The sequence below is a fragment of the Mesorhizobium sp. M0292 genome (assembly GCF_040321695.1).
Lineage (GTDB): Bacteria > Pseudomonadota > Alphaproteobacteria > Rhizobiales > Rhizobiaceae > Mesorhizobium.
Genome location: NZ_JAMYSB010000007.1, coordinates 170,585 through 192,897 on the forward strand (window position 1 = coordinate 170,585; position 22,313 = coordinate 192,897).

At 64.2% G+C, this 22,313-nt stretch carries 22 protein-coding genes; 10 read left to right on the forward strand and 12 right to left on the reverse strand.

Features of this window, described 5'->3' with window-relative positions:
* Position 1: 1 nt before the first annotated feature.
* The 6 genes from NKI96_RS13930 to infC all read right to left on the reverse strand — a co-directional run bounded on the left by NKI96_RS13930 (position 2) and on the right by infC (position 3,930).
* Positions 2 to 448 (reverse strand): GFA family protein, encoded by a 447-nt coding sequence (locus NKI96_RS13930; protein WP_023696009.1) that lies wholly within the window; start codon positions 446 to 448, stop codon positions 2 to 4.
* Positions 445 to 1,497 (reverse strand): phenylalanine--tRNA ligase subunit alpha, encoded by a 1,053-nt coding sequence (pheS, locus tag NKI96_RS13935; RefSeq protein WP_032885996.1) that lies wholly within the window; start codon positions 1,495 to 1,497, stop codon positions 445 to 447. Before pheS ends, NKI96_RS13930 begins: the two co-directional genes overlap by 4 nt.
* Before the next feature lie 296 nt (positions 1,498 to 1,793).
* Positions 1,794 to 2,195, reverse strand: a complete 402-nt coding sequence (gene rplT, locus NKI96_RS13940; protein WP_023672281.1) for a 50S ribosomal protein L20 — start codon at positions 2,193 to 2,195, stop codon at positions 1,794 to 1,796.
* Between the two features lie 39 nt (positions 2,196 to 2,234).
* Entirely contained in the window at positions 2,235 to 2,438 is a 204-nt protein-coding gene (rpmI, locus tag NKI96_RS13945; protein WP_006201248.1) for a 50S ribosomal protein L35, read from the reverse strand.
* 184 nt (positions 2,439 to 2,622) lie between these two features.
* On the reverse strand, positions 2,623 to 3,261 hold the full coding sequence (locus NKI96_RS13950; protein WP_023755491.1) for a methyltransferase family protein: 639 nt from the start codon (positions 3,259 to 3,261) through the stop codon (positions 2,623 to 2,625).
* Between the two features lie 132 nt (positions 3,262 to 3,393).
* Positions 3,394 to 3,930, reverse strand: a complete 537-nt coding sequence (infC, locus tag NKI96_RS13955) for a translation initiation factor IF-3 (protein ID WP_023744911.1) — start codon at positions 3,928 to 3,930, stop codon at positions 3,394 to 3,396.
* Positions 3,931 to 4,178: 248 nt separating this feature from the next.
* Here infC and NKI96_RS13960 point away from each other — a divergent pair, with 248 nt between their 5' ends.
* The 4 genes from NKI96_RS13960 (at position 4,179) to NKI96_RS13975 (ending at position 7,658) form a co-directional block, all read left to right on the forward strand.
* Positions 4,179 to 4,949, forward strand: coding sequence for an alpha/beta hydrolase (locus tag NKI96_RS13960; protein WP_352741942.1), 771 nt, complete (start codon positions 4,179 to 4,181; stop codon positions 4,947 to 4,949).
* A 6-nt stretch (positions 4,950 to 4,955) separates the two neighbouring features.
* The gene (locus NKI96_RS13965) at positions 4,956 to 6,098 is read left to right on the forward strand and encodes a benzoate/H(+) symporter BenE family transporter (RefSeq protein ID WP_023693063.1); all 1,143 of its coding nucleotides are present in this window, start codon (positions 4,956 to 4,958) and stop codon (positions 6,096 to 6,098) included.
* 117 nt (positions 6,099 to 6,215) lie between these two features.
* Positions 6,216 to 6,701: a DUF2852 domain-containing protein gene (locus NKI96_RS13970; RefSeq protein ID WP_352804819.1), complete on the forward strand. Its 486-nt coding sequence runs from the start codon at positions 6,216 to 6,218 to the stop codon at positions 6,699 to 6,701.
* A gap of 198 nt (positions 6,702 to 6,899) precedes the next feature.
* Positions 6,900 to 7,658, forward strand: coding sequence for a M48 family metallopeptidase (locus NKI96_RS13975; RefSeq protein WP_023681391.1), 759 nt, complete (start codon positions 6,900 to 6,902; stop codon positions 7,656 to 7,658).
* Positions 7,659 to 7,676: 18 nt separating this feature from the next.
* Here NKI96_RS13975 and NKI96_RS13980 read toward each other — a convergent pair whose 3' ends face one another.
* Positions 7,677 to 7,895 carry a hypothetical protein gene (locus NKI96_RS13980; protein WP_023672288.1) on the reverse strand — a complete coding sequence of 73 codons (219 nt, stop codon included), beginning with the start codon at positions 7,893 to 7,895 and terminating at the stop codon, positions 7,677 to 7,679.
* Positions 7,896 to 8,004: 109 nt separating this feature from the next.
* Here NKI96_RS13980 and NKI96_RS13985 point away from each other — a divergent pair, with 109 nt between their 5' ends.
* The 6 genes from NKI96_RS13985 (at position 8,005) to NKI96_RS14010 (ending at position 13,710) form a co-directional block, all read left to right on the forward strand.
* Positions 8,005 to 8,664 carry a phosphoribosylanthranilate isomerase gene (locus NKI96_RS13985; protein ID WP_023681392.1) on the forward strand — a complete coding sequence of 220 codons (660 nt, stop codon included), beginning with the start codon at positions 8,005 to 8,007 and terminating at the stop codon, positions 8,662 to 8,664.
* 90 nt (positions 8,665 to 8,754) lie between these two features.
* Complete coding sequence (gene trpB / locus NKI96_RS13990) at positions 8,755 to 10,005, forward strand: tryptophan synthase subunit beta (protein ID WP_023681393.1); 1,251 nt, start codon at positions 8,755 to 8,757, stop codon at positions 10,003 to 10,005.
* A 2-nt stretch (positions 10,006 to 10,007) separates the two neighbouring features.
* Positions 10,008 to 10,847, forward strand: a complete 840-nt coding sequence (trpA, locus tag NKI96_RS13995) for a tryptophan synthase subunit alpha (protein ID WP_023693067.1) — start codon at positions 10,008 to 10,010, stop codon at positions 10,845 to 10,847.
* Positions 10,848 to 10,948: 101 nt separating this feature from the next.
* Positions 10,949 to 11,875, forward strand: coding sequence for an acetyl-CoA carboxylase, carboxyltransferase subunit beta (gene accD / locus NKI96_RS14000; RefSeq protein WP_023672292.1), 927 nt, complete (start codon positions 10,949 to 10,951; stop codon positions 11,873 to 11,875).
* A 62-nt stretch (positions 11,876 to 11,937) separates the two neighbouring features.
* Entirely contained in the window at positions 11,938 to 13,263 is a 1,326-nt protein-coding gene (locus NKI96_RS14005) for a bifunctional folylpolyglutamate synthase/dihydrofolate synthase (RefSeq protein ID WP_023672293.1), read from the forward strand.
* Between the two features lie 27 nt (positions 13,264 to 13,290).
* Entirely contained in the window at positions 13,291 to 13,710 is a 420-nt protein-coding gene (locus NKI96_RS14010) for a VOC family protein (protein WP_023693068.1), read from the forward strand.
* Positions 13,711 to 14,148: 438 nt separating this feature from the next.
* On the opposite strand, the gene NKI96_RS14015 is transcribed toward NKI96_RS14010, so the two are convergent.
* The 5 genes from NKI96_RS14015 to NKI96_RS14035 form a co-directional block, all read right to left on the reverse strand.
* Entirely contained in the window at positions 14,149 to 14,430 is a 282-nt protein-coding gene (locus NKI96_RS14015; protein WP_023681396.1) for a cupin domain-containing protein, read from the reverse strand.
* Positions 14,431 to 14,560: 130 nt separating this feature from the next.
* Complete coding sequence (gene trxA / locus NKI96_RS14020; protein ID WP_023672297.1) at positions 14,561 to 14,884, reverse strand: thioredoxin; 324 nt, start codon at positions 14,882 to 14,884, stop codon at positions 14,561 to 14,563.
* Positions 14,885 to 14,956: 72 nt separating this feature from the next.
* Positions 14,957 to 18,478: a double-strand break repair helicase AddA gene (gene addA, locus NKI96_RS14025; RefSeq protein ID WP_352804822.1), complete on the reverse strand. Its 3,522-nt coding sequence runs from the start codon at positions 18,476 to 18,478 to the stop codon at positions 14,957 to 14,959.
* On the reverse strand, positions 18,475 to 21,612 hold the full coding sequence (gene addB / locus NKI96_RS14030; RefSeq protein ID WP_352625064.1) for a double-strand break repair protein AddB: 3,138 nt from the start codon (positions 21,610 to 21,612) through the stop codon (positions 18,475 to 18,477). The genes addA and addB overlap by 4 nt, the downstream gene beginning before the upstream one ends.
* Entirely contained in the window at positions 21,609 to 22,313 is a 705-nt protein-coding gene (locus NKI96_RS14035) for a nucleotidyltransferase family protein (protein WP_352804895.1), read from the reverse strand. Before NKI96_RS14035 ends, addB begins: the two co-directional genes overlap by 4 nt.

Sequence of the window (22,313 nt, forward strand, 5' to 3'; positions counted from 1 at the left end):
ACTATGTTCCGTTTTGTCTGTACCCGCCCGGACCTTGTCCATCGGGTCTGGGTACGCTTGTCTTCAAATGGCGCGGCAAGTCGTCGGGCATATGCACGAAGGGCAGCTGCTCGCGCACATAGGCATGGTGCGTCGGCCGGAAATAGGCCGGCATGTCCATGGCGCCCAGCATGAAATAGATGTGGTCTTCCAGCCGCTCGTCGACATAGGCGATAGGCGAGCCGCAAATGCCGCAGAACGAGCGCGTCACCGGCCCGTTCTCGTACATCTTCAGCGCCTTGCCGGTGAAAGCCACCTGCTCGGTCAGGAAGCCGACAAAGGCCGACACCGGCGCGCCGCTGGCGCGCCGGCAATCGCCGCAATGGCAATAGCTGATATGGTGCGGTTCGACTGATGCCTCGAACCGTACCGCGCCGCAGCGGCAGCCACCCGTGTGCGGCGCCGTCATGCGGAAAGACCTCCGAACAGCGTCGGCATGTCGAGCGGCCTGAAACCGTAATGCGACAGCCAGCGCACATCGGCGTCGAAGAAGGCGCGCAGGTCCGGCATGCCGTATTTCAGCATGGCGATGCGGTCGATGCCCATGCCCCAGGCAAAGCCCTGATATTCGTCGGGATCGAGCCCGCCGGCGCGCAGCACATTGGGGTGGACCATGCCGCAGCCGAGGATCTCCATCCAGTCGGAGCCTTCGCCGAATCGCACTTCGCCGGGCCGCGAGCGGTCGCACTGGATGTCGACCTCGAGGCTGGGCTCGGTGAACGGGAAAAAGGACGGCCGGAAGCGCATCTTGACCTGCGGCACCTCGAAGAAAGCCTTGCAGAATTCTTCCAGCACCCACTTCATGTTGGCGACATTGGCCGATTTGTCGATCACCAGCCCCTCGACCTGATGGAACATCGGCGAGTGGGTAGCGTCGGAATCCTGCCGGTAGGTCTTGCCGGGAATGACGATGCGGATCGGCGGCTTCTGCTTCTCCATGGTGCGGATCTGTACCGGCGAGGTGTGCGTGCGCAACAGCTTGCGCTCGCCCTTTTCGTCCGGCTGGAAAAAGAAGGTATCGTGCATCTCGCGCGCCGGATGCCCTTCGGGGAAATTCAGCGCGGTGAAATTGTAATAGTCGCTCTCGACATCGGGACCTTCTGCGATGGCAAAGCCGAGATCGCCGAAGATCGCCGCGATCTCGTCGATGACCTGGCTGATCGGATGGATGCGGCCGCGCTCGGCCGGCGATTGCCGCACCGGCAGCGTCACGTCGACCGTCTCGGCGGCAAGGCGCGCCGTGACCGCCACATCCTTCAGCTCGACCTTGCGTGTCGTCAGCGCTTCGGTGACGCGGTTCTTCAGGCCGTTGATCGCGGGGCCCTTGACCTGGCGCTCCTCGGCGCTCATCGCGCCCAGTGTCTTCAGCAATTCCGAGATCGACCCCTTTTTGCCGAGAGCCGCGACGCGCACGGCTTCGATAGCAGCCTCATCGGCGGCCGACGCGACGTCGGCCATCAGGGAGTTTTCGAGAGTATCCAAGCCGGTAGCTATGTCGTTCACGGTCAAACTCGCTGTGTTGGGAGTCAACTTTGAGGTGAAAGTCACTTTCAAGTTGAAAGTTCAGCCATAAGAAAAACCCGCGCCAGCCGTGCCAGCGCGGGTTCCCCAATCAGAATTGCGAATGCTGGGAAGCGCTGGGCTCGGAGCCCGATCCCGAAAAGTTGCAGACTTTTCGGAAAGATCGCGCTCCTCGCTAAATTTCCCTGAGCATGATGTTGTCCAAAAAGTCAGCAACTTTTTGGCATCATGCTCTAGGCGACAGCGCTTTCAAAAGCATTCGGGGTGGTGTTCTTCAGATATTCGAGCGCGACCTTGGCCTTGGCCACGAGTGCGGCGAACGCCTGCGGTTCATGGATGGCCATGTCGGACAGGATCTTGCGATCGATCTCGATACCGGACTTGTTGAGGCCGTCGATGAAGCGGCCATAGGTCAGGCCATGCTCGTGCGTCGCGGCGTTGATGCGCTGGATCCACAGCGCGCGGAACGAGCGCTTGCGGTTCTTGCGGTCGCGATACGCATACTGCATCGACTTTTCGACCGCCTGCTTGGCGATGCGAATGGTGTTCTTGCGGCGGCCGTAGAAGCCTTTCGCGGCTTTCAGGACCTTCTTGTGCTTGGCGTGCGAGGTGACGCCTCTTTTTACGCGTGCCATGTCATGATCTCCTTAAACGCTGTTCCTGAAACCGAATGCTCAGAGGCCGTTCGGCAGAAAATTCTTGATGACCTTCTTGCCATCCGGTTCAGCCAGAACCATCGTGCCGCGGGCATTTCGAATGAACTTGTTGGAACGCTTGATCATGCCGTGACGCTTGCCGGCCGCAGCCGACAGGACTTTACCCGTACCTGTGATCTTGAACCGCTTCTTGGCGGCCGATTTGGTCTTCATCTTGGGCATTTTGCTACTCCGTATTGGTGGCGCACAATCGCGCTTCTTGTTCGCTTCGGGCGGACCAAAAGCCCGAAAAGCAAATGAAACCGCCACGGCATGCCCTGCCGGGCGGTTTTCTTGGAACGGCGGTCCTATACTTCAAAGCGGGCTGGCGCGCAACACCCGAGCGGCTGCGACGCTCTGTCCGCGATCAGGGCAGCCTGAACAGCACCGGCAGAATGCCCGATTGCTGGGCGCCATCGATGGTCTCGAACACCGGCAACGCCACCAGAAACACCAGCCCGTCGAGCAAGGTGGTCAGCAAGAGGCGCGGCTTGAAGCTGCCGGTGTCGCCTTCCTGGTAGAGCGACAGCTTGGGGAAGAAACGCGGCACCCGCGCCAGATAGGCTGTGTAGGGCGCGCCGAGAACCTCCTTGAGATACCGTTCCTCGCGCAGGATGACGATGTGGAAGGCGCCGGCGCACAAAAGCGCAAACAGGACGATGCCGGAGAACGAGCCGATCTGCGCCCCGACGCCGGCGGCGGCAACGGTCGAGAACACGTAGAGAGGATTGCGGGTGATCGAATAGGGTCCGCCGGTGACCACTTCGGAGGATTTGCGCCCCCCGATATAGAGTGTCGACCACAAGCGGCCGACGACGCCAAGGAAGATCAGCAGCACGCCGACCATCTCGATCGTTTCATGCACCGGGGTATCGGGCGGGAAGGTCGACTGGCCGAACAGCAGTGCCGCAAACAGCACCACCACCAGCACCGCAAGCACCATCCGGCGCATGTGCTGGTAGCCGCCCAGCTCCTTGATGGGCGCAGGGTTGATTTCATTGGCCATGTCGGGAATCCGATCGTCGAGAAGCTTTGCCGGCGATCGCGGCGTCTGGACAGGAGAATCGGCGTCCCGCCGATCGCCGGGACGCCATGAGACAGGATTCAGGCGGATTTAGAGCGCAACGCCCGAACTGATCTAGCGCGGGGCCAGCACCATCATCATCTGGCGGCCTTCCAGCTTCGGCTCGGCTTCGACCTTGGCGATGGTAGCCGTCTCCTCGCGCACCTTGTTCAGGAGCTGCATGCCGAGTTCCATATGCGCCATCTCGCGGCCGCGGAAGCGCAGCGTCAGCTTGACCTTGTCACCTTCCTCGAAGAAGCGCCGCACGGCCTTCATCTTGGTTTCGTAGTCATGGCTGTCGATGTTCGGGCGCATCTTGATCTCCTTGATCTCGATGACCTTCTGGTTCTTGCGCGCCTCGGCCGCCTTCTTCTGGTTGGCGTATTTCAATTTGCCGAGATCGAGAATTTTGACGACAGGCGGCACCGCATTGGGCGAGATCTCGACCAGATCGAGCCCTGCCTCTTCGGCGAGCAGCAATGCGTCGTTGATGGAAATATCGCCGCGGTTCTGGCCATCGGCGTCGATCAGCTGGACCCGGGGAACCCGGATATCACGGTTGGAGCGCGGGCCATCTTTGGTGGGCGCCGCTGCTTTGAAAGGTCTGCGAATGGTCGTGGTCTCCTTGGCCGTTTCGTTCAGGGTTTCAATCTAGAAATGTTCAGGACGCGCCAATGTGGTGAGCGCGCGGGCGGAGTCAATAGCACAGCGCTGACAGAAAATCACCCTGATCGCAGGCCTGCACCAAACAAAGGATGTCGCGAGCACTTTCCGCCTCGCCTGTGCCTGTGTCAAAAGACCGGCGAGTAAAAATCAGGCTCCCACAATCAGGCCCCCAGAACCAGGATTGATCCACAGCCATGACCGCGACCGCCCTAACCCTGCTGGATGTCGACGGCATCGATATCGCGGTTCGCCATTCCTCGGGCGCAACGCCCGGCGTCGTCTGGCTCGGCGGCTACAAATCCGACATGCTGGGCACGAAGGCGCAGACGCTGTCGGATTGGGCGGCCAGGGAAGGCCGCGCATATCTGCGCCACGACTATTCCGGCCATGGCGAATCCGGCGGCGCCTTTGCCGACGGTACCATTTCGAAATGGCTTGGCGAGAGCCTCGCCGCCTTCCGGCATTTCACCGAGGGCAAGCAAATCCTGGTCGGCTCGTCGATGGGCGCCTGGATCGCGCTGCGCATGGTGCAGGAGCTGCGTAAGACGGGCGACAGCAATGTGGTTGGCCTGGTGCTGCTCGCGCCGGCGCCGGATTTCACCGCCGAGCTGGTCGAGCCGGCTCTGACGGAGGAACAGAGGCGCGACCTCCGGGAGAAAGGCTTTTTCGAAGAACCTTCGGACTATTCCGCCGAGCCTTACATCTACACAAGCGCGCTGATCGAGGACGGCAGGGCGAACCGGGTCATGACCGGGCCGATCGATACCCATTGCCCCGTCCACATCCTGCAGGGTCTGGCCGACGCCGACGTGCCGGCAAGCCATGCGCTGAAGCTGGTCTCGCTGCTGCCGGCCGACGACGTCACCTTGTCGCTCATTCCCGACGGCGACCACCGCCTGTCGCGGCCGCAGGATCTCGACATGCTGCTGAGGGCGGTGGGCGACATGGTTCAGCGGGCGGGGTAGGCGAGAATGCGCATTTCCATCCCGATATCCGCCTTTGTCGCGGCAATCGTCGGCTTCGGCGGCACGCTGGCCGTCGTCATTGCCGCCGCCAAGGCGGTTGGCGCCACGCAAGCCGAGACCGCGAGCTGGGTGACGGCAGTGTGCGTGGCGATGGCGATCGAATGCTTGTGGCTGTCCTGGCGCACGAAAATACCCATCATCACCGCCTGGTCGACACCGGGCCTGGCGCTGATGGCGGCATCGAGCGGGTTTACCATGGCTGATGCGGTCGGCGCCTTCATCGTCACCAGCTTGATGTTGATCGCCACCGGCCTGTTCAAGCCGCTGACCCAGCTGATATCAAGGATACCGGCGTCAGTCGCGTCCGGCATGCTGGCGGGCATCGTCGTCACCTTCGCGCTCAATGCCGTCAAGACCATTCCGGTCGACCCCTGGCTGATCCTGCCGCTGATCGCGGCCTTCTTCGTCATTCGCCTGTTCAACCCGGCGCTGTCGGTGCTGGCGGTGCTGATCGGCGGCGGCATCGCCGCATTCCTGACAGGCCGTGTCGGCGGACTGCCGGCGCCGGAACTGTCGACGCTGACGCTGATTGCCCCGCATTTCAGCGCCGCAGCTGTCATCGGCCTGGCGCTGCCGCTCTACCTCGTCACCATGGCGTCGCAGAACCTGTCGGGTCTCGCCGTCTTGCGCGCCGCCGGCTATCACCCCGAACCCGGCCCGCTGATCGGCGTCACCGGCCTGTTCTCGCTGCTGTCGGCGCCGTTTGGCGGCTCGACCACCAATCTGGCCGCGATCTCTGCGGCGATCTGCACCGGGCCGGACGTCCATCCCGACCCGGCCGAGCGCTGGAAGACCGGACCCTTCTATGCACTTGCCTATCTGATTTTCGCGGTTTTCGGCGCCTCGCTGGTGGCGATCTTCGCAGTGCTGCCGCAGAGCCTGATCGTTCTGGTCGCCGGCCTGGCGCTGATGGGATCGCTCGCCAACGCGCTGTCGATCGCGCTCAAGGACGAGGACCAGCGCATGGCGGCTACTGTCACCTTCGTTGTCACCGCGTCGGGGCTGACTTTGTTCGGCGTTGGCGCCGCCTTCTGGGGCCTGGTCGCCGGCCTCCTTGTGCTTTTCCTCGAAGCGCTCAAAAAGCGATAATCATTTCAGGCTGTTGTCCGGTTTTGGCGGGCGTTGTCTTGAATCGCCGTTTTTCTCATCCCATTTCGAATCCACGCAGCCGCTCTTGGCTGTCTCCAACCGAAGGAATGGGAGAAAATGAACACATCCGCATTGATCCGCCCGGCCTGGACGCCGGCGACCATCGCGTTGATGGTGATCGGCTTCATGGTGTTCTGGCCGCTTGGCTTCGCCATGCTCGTCTACATCATCTGGGGCGACCGGCTTGACGGCTTCAAGCGCGACGTCAACCGCGCCACGGACGGCATCTTCGCCGGCTGCCGCCGCGGTTCCGACAAGGCCGCGCGCTGGGGCCACGGTTCGGCCCGCACCGGCAATGTCGCTTTCGACGACTGGCGCGAGAAGGAACTCGAACGCCTCGCCGAAGAGCGTCGCAAGCTCGACGAGATGCTGAGCGAGTTCGACGAGTACGCCCGCGAATTGCGCCGCGCCAAGGACCAGGACGAGTTCGACCGCTTCATGGCCAACCGCAACAAGTCGACAGCGCCTGCGAAGACAGGCTCGGCCGAAACGGCCAAGCCCGCGACGCCCAAGCGCAAGGGCCCGAACCTGCTTGACGACTGAGGCTGCGCGCATGACCCCGAAAATCGAAACCGATTTTCGGAAAGGTTCATGCGCCGAATTAGAGTGCTACAGCGTCCTTTGCGCGTCAGAGACGCGCGGCGCTCTAAGACAGGCCTTGGCATGATGGACGGCGTCGCGCGAGCGGCGCCGTTTCTTTTTTGTTCTGGTCGTTTTCCTCGAATCGCGTATCGTTCAGCCATGTCCTTCGGCTTTTTCCGCAACCTGACCAAACCAAAACCCTCGCCTGTCGAAGAGCGAGAGCACGTCGTTGCCGGCCGCACACTGCCGCTCAGGATCGTCGAGAGCGCCCGCGCACGGCGGCTGACGCTGCGCATCGATTCGGGCGGCCAGGGGCTGCGCATCACCGTGCCGCCGGGCCTGCGCCGCGGCGAGGTGGAGAAATTCCTTCACCGCCATCAGGGCTGGCTGGAGCAGCGTCTGGCCAAGGTACCGACACGGCCGCAAGTGCGCCCCGGCATCAAGATCCCGATACGCGGCGTCGCGCATCGCATCGTCCACGAACCGTCGAAACGCGGCACCGTCACCGTGTCGCGCGACGAGCGCGGTCCGCTGCTGATCGTCCATGGCGAGCGCATACATTTGCCGCGCCGCATCGCCGATTTCCTCAGGCGCGAGGCCAAGAAGGACATCGAGAAGCTGGTGGTCAAGCATACCGAGGCCATCGGCAAGCGCGCCAAGGCTATCCGCTTCAAGGACACGTCGAGCCGCTGGGGCTCCTGCACTTCCGACGGCAATTTGTCCTTCTCATGGCGCATCATGATGGCGCCGACGCCGGTGATAAACTACTTGGTCGCGCATGAGGTGGCGCATCTCAAGGAGATGAACCACGGCCCGAAATTCTGGAAACTGTGCGAGCAGCTCTGCCCCGACACCGACCGCTGCAAGGACTGGCTGAAGCGGAATGGTGGGGCATTGCAGGCGATTGTGTTCGATTAGCCTTCGCCGGCGGCGCGCTCAATCATCATTGGCCGCATTAAGCTCTTCAGGCCGCAGCCCTTCGTCGCCATGGCGCGGCCATGGCAGGAAATTCTGCTCGAACGCATCGCTGCCGAAATAATCCAGGACCCGGTGCGCTTCCGCCCCGTCGAAGGCGGCCTTTTGCATCAGATGGGCGATGACGTCGCGCGCTTGCGCGATCTTCTGCCTGAGTTCGGCTATGCTCTGGTCGGCCATTCGTCTGCTCCGCCTTGCTTCTCCCATCAATAGGTAGCGCCTTTGGCGTTGCCGGCAAACAGCATGCTTTTTCTCGACTCTTGGCCGGTTTCGTGCCAAGCCCCGCGCCATGGCGCTCGATATCAAGATCTGTGGATTGAAGACCGATGAGGCAATGGCCGCGGCCCTGGCCGGCGGCGCCAGCCATGTCGGCTTCATCTTCTTTGCTAAAAGCCCGCGCTATGTCGAGCCTGCGGCAGCCGGCCGCCTGCGCGAGGCGGCAATCGGCAAGGCCAGGGCGGTCGCCGTGACGGTCGATGCCGATGACGCGTTCCTGGATGAGATCGTCGCAAAGATGCGCCCCGACATGCTGCAGTTGCACGGCACGGAGACGCCCGAGCGGGTGGCCGAGGTGAAAGCTCGCTACGGCCTGCCTGTCATGAAGGTGTTCTCCGTCAGTGAGGTAGCCGATCTCGAGCGGCTAAAGCCGTTCATCGGCGTTGCCGATCGCTTCATGTTCGATGCCAAGCCACCAAAGGGCTCGCAACTTCCGGGCGGCAATGGCGTCGCCTTTGACTGGCGCATCCTGGCCGGCCTTGACGCCGGGCTCGATTACATGCTTTCCGGTGGGCTCAACGCCGCCAATATCGGCGACGCCCTGATATCAGCCAATCCGCCCGCGATAGACATTTCGTCGGGGGTGGAAAGCGGCCCGGGCGTCAAGGATCCGGCGCTGATCGAGCAGTTCTTCCGGGCCGTCAGGGCCGCGCGCGACGACCGCGCTGCCTGAGGCACTTCTTTCGAACCCGAGCATGTTCCGGAGAAGTGGGAACCGGTTTTCCGATAAGACATGCTCAGAACCAAGACCAGGAGATCGGCGATGAACAAGCCGGCGACACCCAATTCCTTCCGCACGGGACCCGACGAACAGGGCATGTTCGGCATCTTCGGGGGCCGCTTCGTGGCCGAGACGCTGATGCCGCTGATCCTCGACCTCGAACGGCACTGGAACGAGGTCAAGAACGATCCGGACTTCAAGGCCGAACTGACCGACCTGTCGACCCATTATGCCGGTCGGCCATCAAAGCTGTATTTCGCCGAAGGGCTCACAAAACACCTTCGTGAGGTTTCCTCGGCGAAGGGCCTCGGGGGCGGCGCCAAAGTCTACTTCAAGCGCGAGGATTTGAACCACACCGGTTCGCACAAGATCAACAACTGCCTCGGCCAGATCCTGCTGGCCAAGCGCATGGGCAAGAAGCGCATCATCGCCGAGACGGGCGCTGGTCAGCACGGCGTTGCCGCGGCCACGGTCGCGGCGCGCTTCGGCTTTCCCTGCGTCGTTTATATGGGCGCCACCGATGTCGCCCGCCAAAGCCCCAACGTCTTCCGCATGAAGCTGCTCGGCGCCGAAGTGCGGCCGGTGACCGCCGGTCACGGCACGCTGAAGGACGCCATGAACGAAGCGTTGCGCGACTGGGTCACCAATGTCGAGGACACTTATTACCTGATCGGCACTGCCGCCGGCCCGCATCCCTATCCGGAGCTGGTGCGCGACTTCCAGTCGGTGATCGGCATCGAGGCGCGCGCCCAGATCCTCGAACAGGAAGGCCGGCTACCCGACACCATCATCGCGGCTGTCGGCGGCGGCTCGAACGCCATCGGCCTGTTCCATCCGTTCCTGGATGACAAAGAAGTCCGCATCATCGGCATCGAAGCCGGCGGCCGCGGCCTTGACGGCATCGAGCATTGCGCCTCGATGAATGCCGGCGCGCCCGGCGTGCTGCACGGCAACCGCACCTATCTCTTGCAGAACGCCGACGGCCAGATCCTCGACGGCCATTCGATCTCAGCCGGCCTCGACTATCCCGGCGTCGGCCCCGAACATTCCTGGCTGCGCGATTCCGGCCGCGTCGAATATGTGCCGATCCTCGACGACGAGGCGCTGGAAGCCTTCAAGCTGACGACGCGCGTCGAAGGCATCATCCCGGCGCTGGAATCCGCCCACGCCATCGCGCATGCGGTGAAGATCGTGCCTGATATGGACAAGGACCAGATCGTCATCGTCAACCTGTCGGGACGCGGCGACAAGGATGTGCACACAGTGGCCTCGATGCTGGGCATGGAGATCTGATCATGGTGACCCGCATCGACCGCCGCATGGCAAAACTGAAAGCCGAGGGCCGCCCGGCGCTCGTCACCTATTTCATGAGCGGCGACCCCGACTATGACACCGCTTTGTCGATCATGAAGGCGCTGCCCAAGGCCGGCGCCGACATCATTGAAATGGGCATGCCGTTTTCCGATCCGATGGCCGATGGACCGGCGATCCAGGCCGCTGGCCTGCGGGCGCTGAAAGGTGGCCAGACCCTGGTCAAGACGCTGAAGACGGCGGCTGATTTCCGCGCCACCGACAATGAAACGCCGATCGTGCTGATGGGCTACTACAACCCGATCTACATCTACGGTGTCGATCGCTTCCTCAAGGACGCCATCGCCAGCGGCATTGACGGGCTGATCGTCGTCGACCTGCCACCGGAGATGGACGAAGAACTCTGCATTCCGGCGCTGAAGGCCGGCATCAACTTCATCCGCTTGGCAACGCCGACCACCGACGACAAGCGCCTGCCCAAGGTGCTGCAGAATACGTCGGGCTTCGTCTATTACGTGTCGATGACCGGCATCACCGGCTCGGCTTTGGCCGACACCGGCAAGGTTGCCGCCGCGGTCAAGCGCATCAAGGGCCACACCAATCTGCCGGTCTGCGTCGGCTTCGGCGTCAAGACCGCCGAGCAGGCGCGCATTATCGGCGCCAATGCCGATGGCGTCGTCGTCGGCACCGCGATCGTCAACGCGGTCGCCAATGTGTTGGGACCGAAGGGCGAGAAGACCGCCGACCCGGCCGAGGCCGTCGCCACCCTGGTCAGCGGACTGTCTCAGGGCGTGCGTTCGGCCCGCCTTGCTGCTGCCGAATAGTTTCCCTACTTAGGCCTTGTGCAAGTCGTTATCCCAAAACCGGTTCCCACTTTTGGGCGACATGCACGAGCCAACTCTTCGTCAGGACAGGAGCCGAAGCGATGAACTGGATCACCAATTACGTTCGCCCGAGGATCAATTCGATGCTCGGTCGGCGCACCGACATGCCCGAGAATCTCTGGATCAAGGATCCCGAGACCGGCGAGATGGTGTTTCACAAGGACCTGGAATCCAACCAGTTCGTCATCCCGTCATCGGGCCATCACATGAAGATTTCGGCCAAGGAACGGCTGAAATTCTTCCTCGACGACGGCAAATACGAGCAGCTTGAGAACCCCAAGGTCATGCAGGACCCGCTCAAGTTCCGCGACGAGAAGCGCTACACGGACCGGCTGAAGGACGCCAAGGCCAAGACCGGCCTGGAAGACGCCATCATCAACGCGCTGGGCACGGTCAAAGGCCTGCCGGTTGTGGTGACGGTGCAGGATTTCGCCTTCATGGGCGGCTCGCTCGGCATGGCCGCGGGTGACGCCATTGTGCACGGTTTCGAGGTCGCCTTGCAGCGCAAGCGGCCGCTGATCCTGTTTGCCGCCTCCGGTGGCGCGCGCATGCAGGAAGGCATTCTGTCCCTGATGCAGTTACCGCGCACCACGATCGGCGTCGACCGGCTGAAGGAAGCCGGCCTGCCATACATCGTCGTCTTGACCAACCCGACCACCGGCGGCGTTACCGCCTCCTACGCCATGCTGGGAGACGTCCACATTGCCGAGCCCGGCGCGCTGATCGGCTTTGCCGGCCCGCGCGTCATCGAGCAGACCATCCGGGAGAAACTGCCGGACGGTTTCCAGCGCTCCGAATATCTGATGGAGCACGGCATGGTCGATATGGTGGTGTCGCGGCTGGAACTGCGCGAGACGATTTCACGGCTGTTGAAAATCCTGCTCAAACTGCCGCAGGAGCAAAAGCCGCTGGAGCCGGAAATCCTGCCGCCGTCGGTCATCCCGACGGAAGCCCGCCCGCAAGCCTGACGCGACATTTCTGGCCGCAAACCGCGATTGCGTGCACCTGCGCGCATGCGTAGGATTCGCTCATGACAACGCTTGCCGCAGATCGTGAAATCGAAGCCCTGATGGCGCTGCATCCGAAAGGCTTCGACCTTTCGCTCGACCGCATCACAAGGCTGCTCGAACGCCTCGGCAATCCGCAGGAGCGGCTGCCGCCGGTCATCCATATCGCCGGCACCAACGGTAAGGGCTCGTGCGCGGCCTTTTCGCGCGCGCTGCTCGAAGCCGGCGGCCACCTTGTCCATGTCCACACTTCGCCGCATCTGGTGAACTGGGCCGAGCGCTACCGGCTGGCGGCCGAGGGCGGCGGCCGGCTGGTCGACGACGAGACCTTCGCCGAGGCCATCGCCCGCGTCGCCCGGGCCAATGCCGGCCAGAAGATCACCGTCTTCGAAATCCTAACCGCCGTCACCTTCATCCTGTTTTCCGAGCATCCGGCTGCCGCCGCCATCATCGAGGTCGGCCTTGGCGGCCGCTTCGACGCCACCAATGTCGTTGCCCGGCCGGCGGTGTCGGTGATCATGCCGGTGTCGATGGATCACGAAGCCTATCTCGGCGACCGGGTCGAACTGATCGCCGCCGAAAAGGCCGGCATCATGAAGCGCGGCTGCCCGGTGGTCATCGGCGCGCAGGAGAGCGAGACGGCGCTGCAAGTGCTGATCGAAACCGCCGAGCGGCTGGATTGCCCGACCTTCGTCTACGGCCAGGATTTTCTCGCCTTCGAGGAAAACGGCCGCATGGTCTATCAGGATGAGGACGGGCTGATGGACCTGCCGCCACCGCGCCTGCCCGGGCGCCACCAGTTCGCCAATGCGGCGGCAGCGATTGCCGCCGTCAAGGCCACCGGTTTCGAAATCAGTCATCGCGCCACTGAGAAGGCGATGGCGAGCGTCGCATGGCCGGGCCGCATGCAGAAACTGGTACAGGGCCGGCTGATGGAGCTGGCGCCCAAGGGCGCCGACATCTGGCTCGACGGCGGCCACAATCCGGGCGCCGGCATGGTCATTGCCGAGGCGCTGGCCGAGCAGGAGGAAAAGAACCCGCGGCCGCTGTTTCTGATCTCCGGCATGATCAACACCAAGGACCAGAGCGGCTACTTCCACGCCTTCAAGGGCCTGGCTCGGCACGTCTACACCGTGCCGGTGAGCATGAGCGATGCCGGCGTGCCGAATGACGAGCTGGCGGTGCGGGCGACCGAAGCCGGCCTCACGGCCGAACCGGTCAGTTCCGTCGCCAGTGCGCTGATGCTGCTGCGCGACACCTGGGACGGCCCGGCGCCGCGCATCCTGATCGGTGGTTCGCTGTATCTCGCCGGTGCGGTGCTGGCCGAAAACGGCACGCCACCGACCTGAATCCACACTTTCGCGAGGGAGCCGGTGATGATCAAGGTGAAGCAACTCGCCCATGTCTGCATCTTCGCGCATGATCTGGAAGCGACGCGGGCCTTCTACCGCGACGTGCTCGGCCTCGACACGCAGTTCAACTTCCTGCGCGACGGCAAGATCTTCGGCTTCTACCTCAATTGCGGCGATCGCAGCCATGTCGAGGTGTTCCAGAAGGACGGCACCAGCCATAGCGAGCTCAACCAGATCAACCATTTCTGCCTTGAGGTGGAAAACATTGATGCGGCGATCGCCCACATCAAGTCGAAAGGCATTGATATCACGGCCAAGAAGCATGCCTGCGACGACACGTTTCAGGCCTGGATCCGCGACCCCAACGGCGTGAAGATCGAGCTGTTCGAATACACCGCAAAAAGCGCGCAATTCACCGGCGGGGATCGCATCGCCGACTGGTAGTATTTTGGCCCGGGGAATCTATCGGGCGGTTGCCCCTCGGGCAGAAGCCCCGATATGCTTGGCCAAGCATGGAGGCAAGCTCGAATGGTTGTGAAGTGTCTTGTTACCGTCGACAACGACCCGCCGGAGGAGCTGATATTTGAATATGCTCCGCGGGTCGGCGATCATGTGATGTTACCGGGAGCCATCGAGCCACCGCACCCAATTGTTCGAGTGGCCCACAGACCGACGCGCCCCAATGATGCATCCGGCCAGCCCAGTGTCGCGTATTTCGTAAGCCGAGAGACGTTTCTCTATCGTGTGTATACGGGCGCTATAGAGGGATATGGGCAGGTCCTGAAGCCCGCGACCGGACGGAAGCCCGGCAAGCCTAGGCAGGCCAAAAAAACCGTGGCTCAAACTAAATAGACATCGGCGGCCGCGGCACCAGCCTGAGGCCTATTTCAGCTCGATCTCGATGAAGGCGTATTCGCCGTCATTGGCGCTGATGACGTCGTGCTCGACGCCTTCCTTGCGGAAGTAGGGCGCGCCCTTCTTCATTTCAGCAAAACTCTCGCCGTCCTTGGTCACCAGCTTCACCTTGCCGTCCATCAGCGGCACCACGACGTAGTCATGGCCATGCCGGTGCCAGCCGGTGTTGTCGCCGGGCTGGAAGCGGTATTCGGTGACGATGACGCGCTCATTGTCGATGAAGACGGTGGCCTTGGCGGATCCGGTCATTCTGTTTCTCCTGTCCAGCCTCAGCAGAAGACATGGAGGCTTCAGGCGCGAGTGCCAGAGAGGTCAGGCGATAACGCCAAAGAAAAGCCCGGCGCGAGGGCCGGGCTTAACGTCTGAAATTTCTACAGGATCAGGCGAGGCTGCCATTGATCCAATGCGACAGCGCGGTCTTCGGGGCGGCGCCGACCTTCATGTCGGCGACTTCGCCGCCCTTGAAGATCATCAGCGTCGGGATCGAGCGCACGCCGAACTGGGCGGCAAGCTCGGGGTTCTCGTCGATGTTCAGCTTGGCGATCTTGATCTTGTCGCCGAGTTCGTTGGCGATCTCTTCCAGCGACGGACCGATCATCTTGCAGGGGCCGCACCATTCGGCCCAGAAATCCACGACGACGGGCTGCGAGGCGTTGAGCACATCGGCCTGGAAATTGCTCTTGTCGACCTTGACGGTGGCCATGCGAAATCCTTTCGAAATTTATCTCGCACCAAATGTGGTGGTTGAGCAGCCCTTCTTCAAGCAGAACTTGTGTCACGCTCCCGTGAGTCGGGCAAGGGCGTCATCCATCGCCTGCGCCGGCAGTTCGATAAGCCTCGGTGCCTCGGTGAACAGCAGTGCTGCCGTCACCGCGCGGCCGGGGTAAAGCGGCTGGAGCAGCGCGCGGTAGAGCGCCAGCTGCAGTATATAGGCCGGCGGCACCTGGGCCAGGCCTGCGGGCGCCGGCCGGTTGGTCTTGTAGTCGACGATCGATACGCGCCCGGGCGTCACCGCCAGCCGGTCGATCTTGCCGGAGATCGAGCGCAGCCTGCCCTTGACCTCGATACTGCCCATGACGGCCACTTCGGCGCGGGACGACGGCGAAAACAGCCCGGCAAAACGCGAATCTCTGAGGATCGCCATCACCGAAGCCAGCGCCTTGTTGCGCTCGGCCTCCGGCCAGTCGGCGCCGGCTCGAATGAGATACTGCGCCGCCGCGCCTTGCCGTTCGTCTTCGGCAAAACCGGGCAGCATCTGCAGCAGCTTGTGCAGCGCCAGCCCGCGCATCACGGCAAAACCGGGCTCCGCTTCGCTGTCCAGCACCGGCGAACGCGTATCGACGACCGCCTCCTTGCCCTCGTCGATCAGCGCCGAAGCGCCGGAAGGCGATAGCGGGCGCGGCAGTTCTTCATAAGGCGGCAAAGGGCGAAACAGGTTTGCCGGCAAGAACGGCAAAAGCGGTTGCGGCAGCCGCGCCTCGTCGGCGGCTGCCAGCGCCACCGGCGGCAGCTTGGTGATGACGAAGCGATGCACCGGCTCGCCGCTGGCGGGATGATGGCGCTCCGTGCTTTCCGGCGCTGCCAGCAGCGCGCGGCTGACGATCGAATGCCAGGTGCCGGTGCTGGGCTGACGCTTGCCGTGATAGCCGCAGACGATCAGCCGGTCCTCGGCGCGTGTCATGCCGACATAGAGCAGCCGGCGGTATTCGTCGTCGGCAAGCTCCCGCGCCCTGGCCGAGGCTGCCTTTGAGAAGCCGTTGGCGACATCGGCGGCTGAGCGCCAGAGATAGCCCTTGCCGTCGAAATTGCGGCCCGAAGCGTCGAACGGCATGAGCCGCGGCAGATGCTGGTCGCTGAACGGCGCCGAACCGCCATCGACCAGGAAGACAACAGGCGCTTCCAGGCCCTTGGCGGCATGCACGGTCATGACGCGGACCTCGTCGCGCAACTGGTCCATCTCGCGCTTGATCTCCGGACCGGTGTTCTCCAGCGTCGCCAGAAAGGCTTCCAGCCCCGGCAGGCCAGTGCGTTCTTCGGCCAGGCAGAAGCTCAGGAATTCGTCGAGGATGTCGCCGGCTTCCGGTCCAAGCCGGGCGATCATCTTCTTGCGCAGGCCGTCGCGCGCCAGCACCCCGGCGTAGAATTCGAACACCGGCCGGAACGCCGCCTCGTTGGCCCAGCCGTCGAGCCGGGCAACGACATCGGTCAGCGCGGTATTGTCGCCAGCATGCTGGCGTAGTGAGGCGATCAGCGATGTTCCGGCTGGCCGTCCGGCGCCAAGCGTAAAAAGCGTCTCCTCCGACACGTCGAAAACCGGGCTGCGCAGCACGGCGGCGAGCGACAGGTCATCCTGCGGCTGGATGAGGAAATGGCCGAGTGCGATCAGGTCCTTGACCGCGATGTGGCCGGGCAGGCTCAGCCGGTCGGCGCCGGCGACGGGAATATCGCGGTCCTTCAGCGCGCGCGACAGCGCATGGACGAAGCGGTCGCGCTTGCGCACCAGCACAAGAATGTCGCCGGCCCTCAGCCTGCGTCCCTTGCCCTCGATGATCTCGCGGTCCTTGAGCCAGGTCTGGATGGTCGCAGCCACATGCTCGGCCACCCGCACAGCCGGCGCGCTGGCATGATTGACCGGCAACGTCCAGTCGTCGGGCTCCTCGACGGCGTCAGCGCCGAGCGACGGCCAGACCTCGACATAGCCAGGCGCGTCGTTGCGGATCGCCTTGTGGTCGAGCGGATCGGGGTCATGGCTGATGCCGCGCCGCACGCCCGGATCGGCAAAGACGCGGTCGACGGCGGCAAGCACGTCGTCGGCCGACCGGAACGACCAGGTCAGTTTCAGGTCGGCAAACGAAGCATTGGCGGCGTTCACGCGTCCGGAAAACAAGAGCCGGCTGTCGGCGAAGGAATCCGGCGCGGCACCCTGAAAGGAATAGATCGACTGCTTTTCGTCGCCGACGGCGAACACCGTGCGATTGGTCGTGCCGCGCTGGCCGTGGCCGGCAAAGAACTCCTCCGCCAGCCGCTTCACCACCTCCCATTGGTCGGGGCTGGTGTCCTGCGCCTCGTCCAGCAGGATGTGGTCGATACCCTGGTCGAGCTTGTACTGCACCCAGGGTCCGGCATCCGGCCGCGCCAGAAGGTTGACGGTGCGGGTGATGAGGTCGTTGAAGTCGAGAAAGCCGCGGCTGCGCTTCAGGCGCTCGTACCGCACGATCAGCCAGTCGGCTATGGTCAACGCCGCGACCGTGCCTTCCAGCATCCGGAACAGCGCCAGCCGGTCGGAGACCTCTGTTATCGCCTTGACGGCCGCCAGATAGCGCTCGGGAAGGTCGGGCAGCCGGCCGAGCAGCGCCTTCTTGAACAACTTTGAGGGATCATAGGGGTCGCCATCGGCCTTGAGAAAGGCTTTGCCGAGCATCTGCAGCCGGCGGGTCGGGTCCGTCTCGGCAAAGGCCAAGCGGGCATAGGGCAAGAGATTGTTGAGCACGGTGCGGGCGTCGGTGGCCTCGGCGGCACTGGCGAACACTGCAAAGAAGTCCGGCAGGAAACCCGGCAGCGGCCATACCGATGCCGCTATGTCTTCGGCGCTCTGCTCGGGGCGAAAATGGAATTCGTCGAACAGGGCCTGAAAGCCGCCGCCGTCGCGCCGGACCGCATCGATGAAGCCGCGTAAGCCGTCGCGCTTGCGCACGATTTCGGCGAGCAGCGCATCGAGTCCGTGTTCGCCGCCGCGCTCCAGCACGGTGGCAAAGGCCTCGGCCAGTCCGGCGTCTCCGGCTGACGTGCCCGAAATCATGTCGCGGCGGGCGCCGGCAAACAGCGAGGCCTCCATCTGCGGATCGAGCATTTCGAAATGCGCCGGGATGTTGGCCTCCAGCGGGAACTGGTGCAGCACCGATTCGCAGAAGGCGTGGATGGTCTGGATTTTCAGCCCGCCCGGCGTTTCCAGCGCTTCGGCAAACAGCCGGCGCGCCCGCCGCATCGTGTCGCGGTCGGGCCGGCGGCCGTCCACCGCCTCAATCTTTGTGGCAAGCTCGGCATCGCCGAGCGCCGTCCATTCCGACAGGGTCGAGAACACGCGGTTCGACATGTTGGCGGCGGCCGCCCGCGTATAGGTCAGGCACAGGATCTTCGACGGATCGGTGCCGTTGAGCAGCAGCCGGATGACGCGCTGGGCCAGCACATGCGTCTTGCCCGAGCCGGCATTGGCGGACACCCAGGCCGAGTTCTTCGGGTCGGAGGCGCGCGCCTGGCTGGCGGCGGTTTCGCTGGGGATGGGATAGGCTTTTTTCATGCCTCCCCCGCCTCGTCATCGCTGTCGCCGCCGGCCGACCATTCGAGCACGCGCGCCAGATGGTCGTAATCGCCATCGCTCTCGCCCTCGCGAAAAGGCAGCGCCCGCGACAGATAGCCGGTCGTCGGATCGGCATAGTGGACCAGCAGCTTTTCCAACCGCGCCCAAGCCTCCTCGGCGAGGTCTTCGGCGGTCCGAGGCTGGCGGTTGTAGTCGAGGATGGATTCCTCGAACACTTCGCCATTCGGCTTCAGCCGCACGAATGCGAGCTGGGAGGGCTCGCGCGCGCCAAGCCCCTTGAAGGCGCCGCGCCGGAGCAGCGCCCCTTCGAGCGCCAGCTGTGGCGCCAGCAGCGTGTGGGCCTGCGCCTTGGACGGGGACGAGCCGGTCTTGTAGTCGAGAATGTCGGCCATGCCACCGGCCAAAAGGTCGACGCGGTCGGCATAGCCGGACAGCGTCACGCCGGTGCGGCCGACAGCGGTCTTTTCGGCGCGCTCCTCGGCATGCCGCCGGGCGACGGCGGGAGCGCGGCCGCGCTCCCATTCGATGATGTTGGCGGCAAGCTTTTCGAAGCGCGGCCACCACACAGCCTCGACGTCGGCGGGCAGGGCGATCTCGGCAAAGCAGGTCCGGCCGGCAGCGATGAGGCGTTCCAGAGCTTCGGGCGCGCGGGGATCCGCCACCTCTGTCGAGAACAGATGCAGGATGTCATGAAACAGCGTGCCGCGCTCGGCCGCACCGGGATCGCGGATCACCGGCTCGAGCGGCAGAAGGCTCAGAATACGCTTGGCATAGACCGCATAGGGGTCGCGGCGCAGCGTCTCGATCTCGGTCACCGAGAAGTGGGTGGGCCGCATGCTCAGCGGCGGTTTCGGCTGCGGTCGCGGCGCGAAATGCTGCCGCTCGCCGGCATCGAGCGCGCGCGCCCAGGCAAGCAATTCGTCGCCGCGCCCGCGCAATGCGGCCGCCGGATCCTTGCCGATGAAGGTGAGGATGCGCTGCAGCCAGCGCGACGGCACCGCCGGTGCGTCGCCGGCTCGGGCGGAGCGCGTCAGCACCACCTTTTTCGCCCCCATCGCCATCTGGAAGTCGTGGGCGGCAAGGCCGATACGGCGCTCCGGCGGCTCGAGATCGATGCCGGTCTTCATCAACCGCGACATGAAGCGATCGCTTTCCGGCTTGCGTGGCCACACGCCCTCGTTCAGCCCGCCAATGACCAGCGTGTCGACATTCTGCAGCCGCGCTTCCAGCGCCCCCCAAATGGCGATGTTGCGGTCGGTGCCTTGCCCGGGCTTGACCGTTTCCGGTGCTACCAGCGCGTCCATCACATCAGGCCATTCGTCGGCCGGGAAGTCGAACGAGGCCGAGGCCGCGACCACACCGCGCAGCAGCTCGGCGAGTTTCTCGCCGGCGTCGCCGGCATAAAATTCAGCCAGGCTGCGCTCCGCCGTGCGGCCGAGATTTTCCAGCGCGGCGACGCTCGCTCTGGTCAACGCGACAAGATCGGCATTCTCTTCACCGCGAAAGGCGGTCAGCGGCGCCAGTGCCGTCACAAGCCGGCTCAGCATATCGCGGGCATCGTCGATGCCGCGCACGCTCAGGCGCGAAAACCAGAAGGGCTGGCGCTTGTCCCCGCTCAGCCCGGCGAGACGCTCCTCGAACAGTGCTGGCAAGGCGGCGATGTCGGGGCGTCCGGTGCCGCCGCGCAGCGCCACGAGTTCGATGAGCTCGGCGGCATGGCGCACGCCGGTGCGCTCAAGTCCGAGCCCGAGCAGCGGATGCTTGAGCAGCGACAAAAGGCCGACGGGATCGCCGGGCCGGAATACCGCTTGAAGTGTGAGCCGCAGCAGGCTGGCGGCAGGCGTGTTGGCGAGCGGCGTGCCGCCGGAATCGTCAGCGATCACACCGAAGCGCAACAGCTCGGCCGAGACGCGCCGCGCCAGCCCGCGGTCGCCGGTAACGAGCGCTGCCCTGTGCCCCGGCTGTTCCACGGCGGTTTTCAGCGCGATGGCGATCGCCGCCGCCTCGTCGCGTTCGCTGGCGGCTTCGACCAGCGTCACATCGGCGAAGGCCTCGGCGATATCCAGGGCGTTGAAGCGTATGCGGGTCTCGGCCCATAGTTCCGTGGTCTCGGCCGGACGCAGCGCCTCGCCGACAAGGGCCGCGCGGAGCACCAGTGCGGGCTCGGCGGCGACCACTTCCTCGACATCGCCACGCAGCACGCCAACCTTGCCGATCAGCTTGGCCATGCCGTATTGTGGGTGGCCGAGCAGTGCCGGCCGCGCACCGGGCGCCGCAATCGCGGCAAAAGACGGTTCGTCCAGCATCCCATCGAGCCCGGGCAGCACCACGGCGCCGTTAGGCAGGCTGGCGACCGTGGCAAGCAGTTCAGCCGTGGCCGGAATAGAGCCCGTCGAGCCGGCGGCGATCACCGGGCCTTTGGGCGGGTTGCGTTCCAGCCGCTTCGCCTCGCGCCGGATCAGCGCATTGCGGTGCGCGGCCGGGTTGGAGCGGTCGCGCTCCTCCAGCAATTTCGGCCAGGCCTCGGTGACGATACGGAGGAAATCGAGCGTCACCAGCCACCAACCGGCAAGATTGCCGGTGACCAGATCGGCAAGCCTGGTCCAGTCCGTGCCTTCGGTTTCGATTTCGTCCATGAGCCGGGCGAGGTCGCGCGCCAGCCAGATCGCATCGGCGGCGGAGGCCGGCACGACAATCTCTTCGTTGAACATATCAAGGACATGCGCTGGCAGGGTGCGCTTCCAGGCCTGCACCAGCGGCGCCAGCAGCAGCAGGCGTTCGATGGCTGCGATCGGCGGCGCCATTTCAAGCTCGGTCGGCGTGCCGGCGTCGAAGGCGGCTTCGTCCTGGTCGAACTCTCCGAGCGGGCGGATGACCGGCAGGATCGCCGAACGGCGGCTCCCTCCCGGTCCCGAAAGCGCGTCGACAAAAGCGCCGCGCAGCGCACGGGCCGCGCGCCGTGTCGGCACATAGATGGTGACATCAGCCAGCGCCAGCGGATCGCCGTCGAACCGGAAGCCGGGCACCAGCCGTCCGGCCAGCAAGGCCTCGGCCAGAGTCGGCAGGAATGGCGCTCCGGGCGGGATCGAAAGAACGCGGCGCGCGCCGCTCATACCACCTTCGCGAGAGCGTCGGCGACCGCCGCTTCCGCCTGCGGAATGGCGTCGGGAGTGCCGACGGTGATCCAGCTTCCGCGCATCTGCATGCCGAACAGACGGCCAGAGGCGATTGCCTTGTCGAAATAGGTGTTGAGCGAATGCGCCCCGGCCGGCGCATCCCTGAAGATGGCGGGATTGACGATTGCCGCTCCGGCATAGATCAACCCGGCCGGATCGCCTTTCGAGCGCCGCAGGCCGCCATCCGGCGCCATCAGGAAATCCGTGCCGACACCGTGTCCGGTGGCCGAGTCGAGATCGGTAAGCATCAGCAGAATATCCATTTTCGCGCCGTCCCATGCAAGGGCAAGGCGCTCGAGGCTGGGCTGGCCGCTGTCGATCCAGAACGTATCGGCGTTGATGATGTAGAAGGGTTCGGCACCCAGCAGCGGCAATGCCTTGACGATGCCACCCGCCGAATTCTGCAGCGCGTCGCGCTCGTCGGAAATGACGATCTTTGGCGCCCGCCTGTGGGCGATATGGGCGACGATCTGGTCCGGCAGATAGTGCACGTTGACGATGGCTTTCTCGACGCCGGCCGCTTCGAGACTGTCCAGCCCCCAGTCGAGCAAGGTCCTGCCGGCGATCCGCACCAGCGGCTTCGGCATGGTGTCGGTGATCGGCCGCATGCGCTTGCCAAGACCAGCCGCCAGCACCAT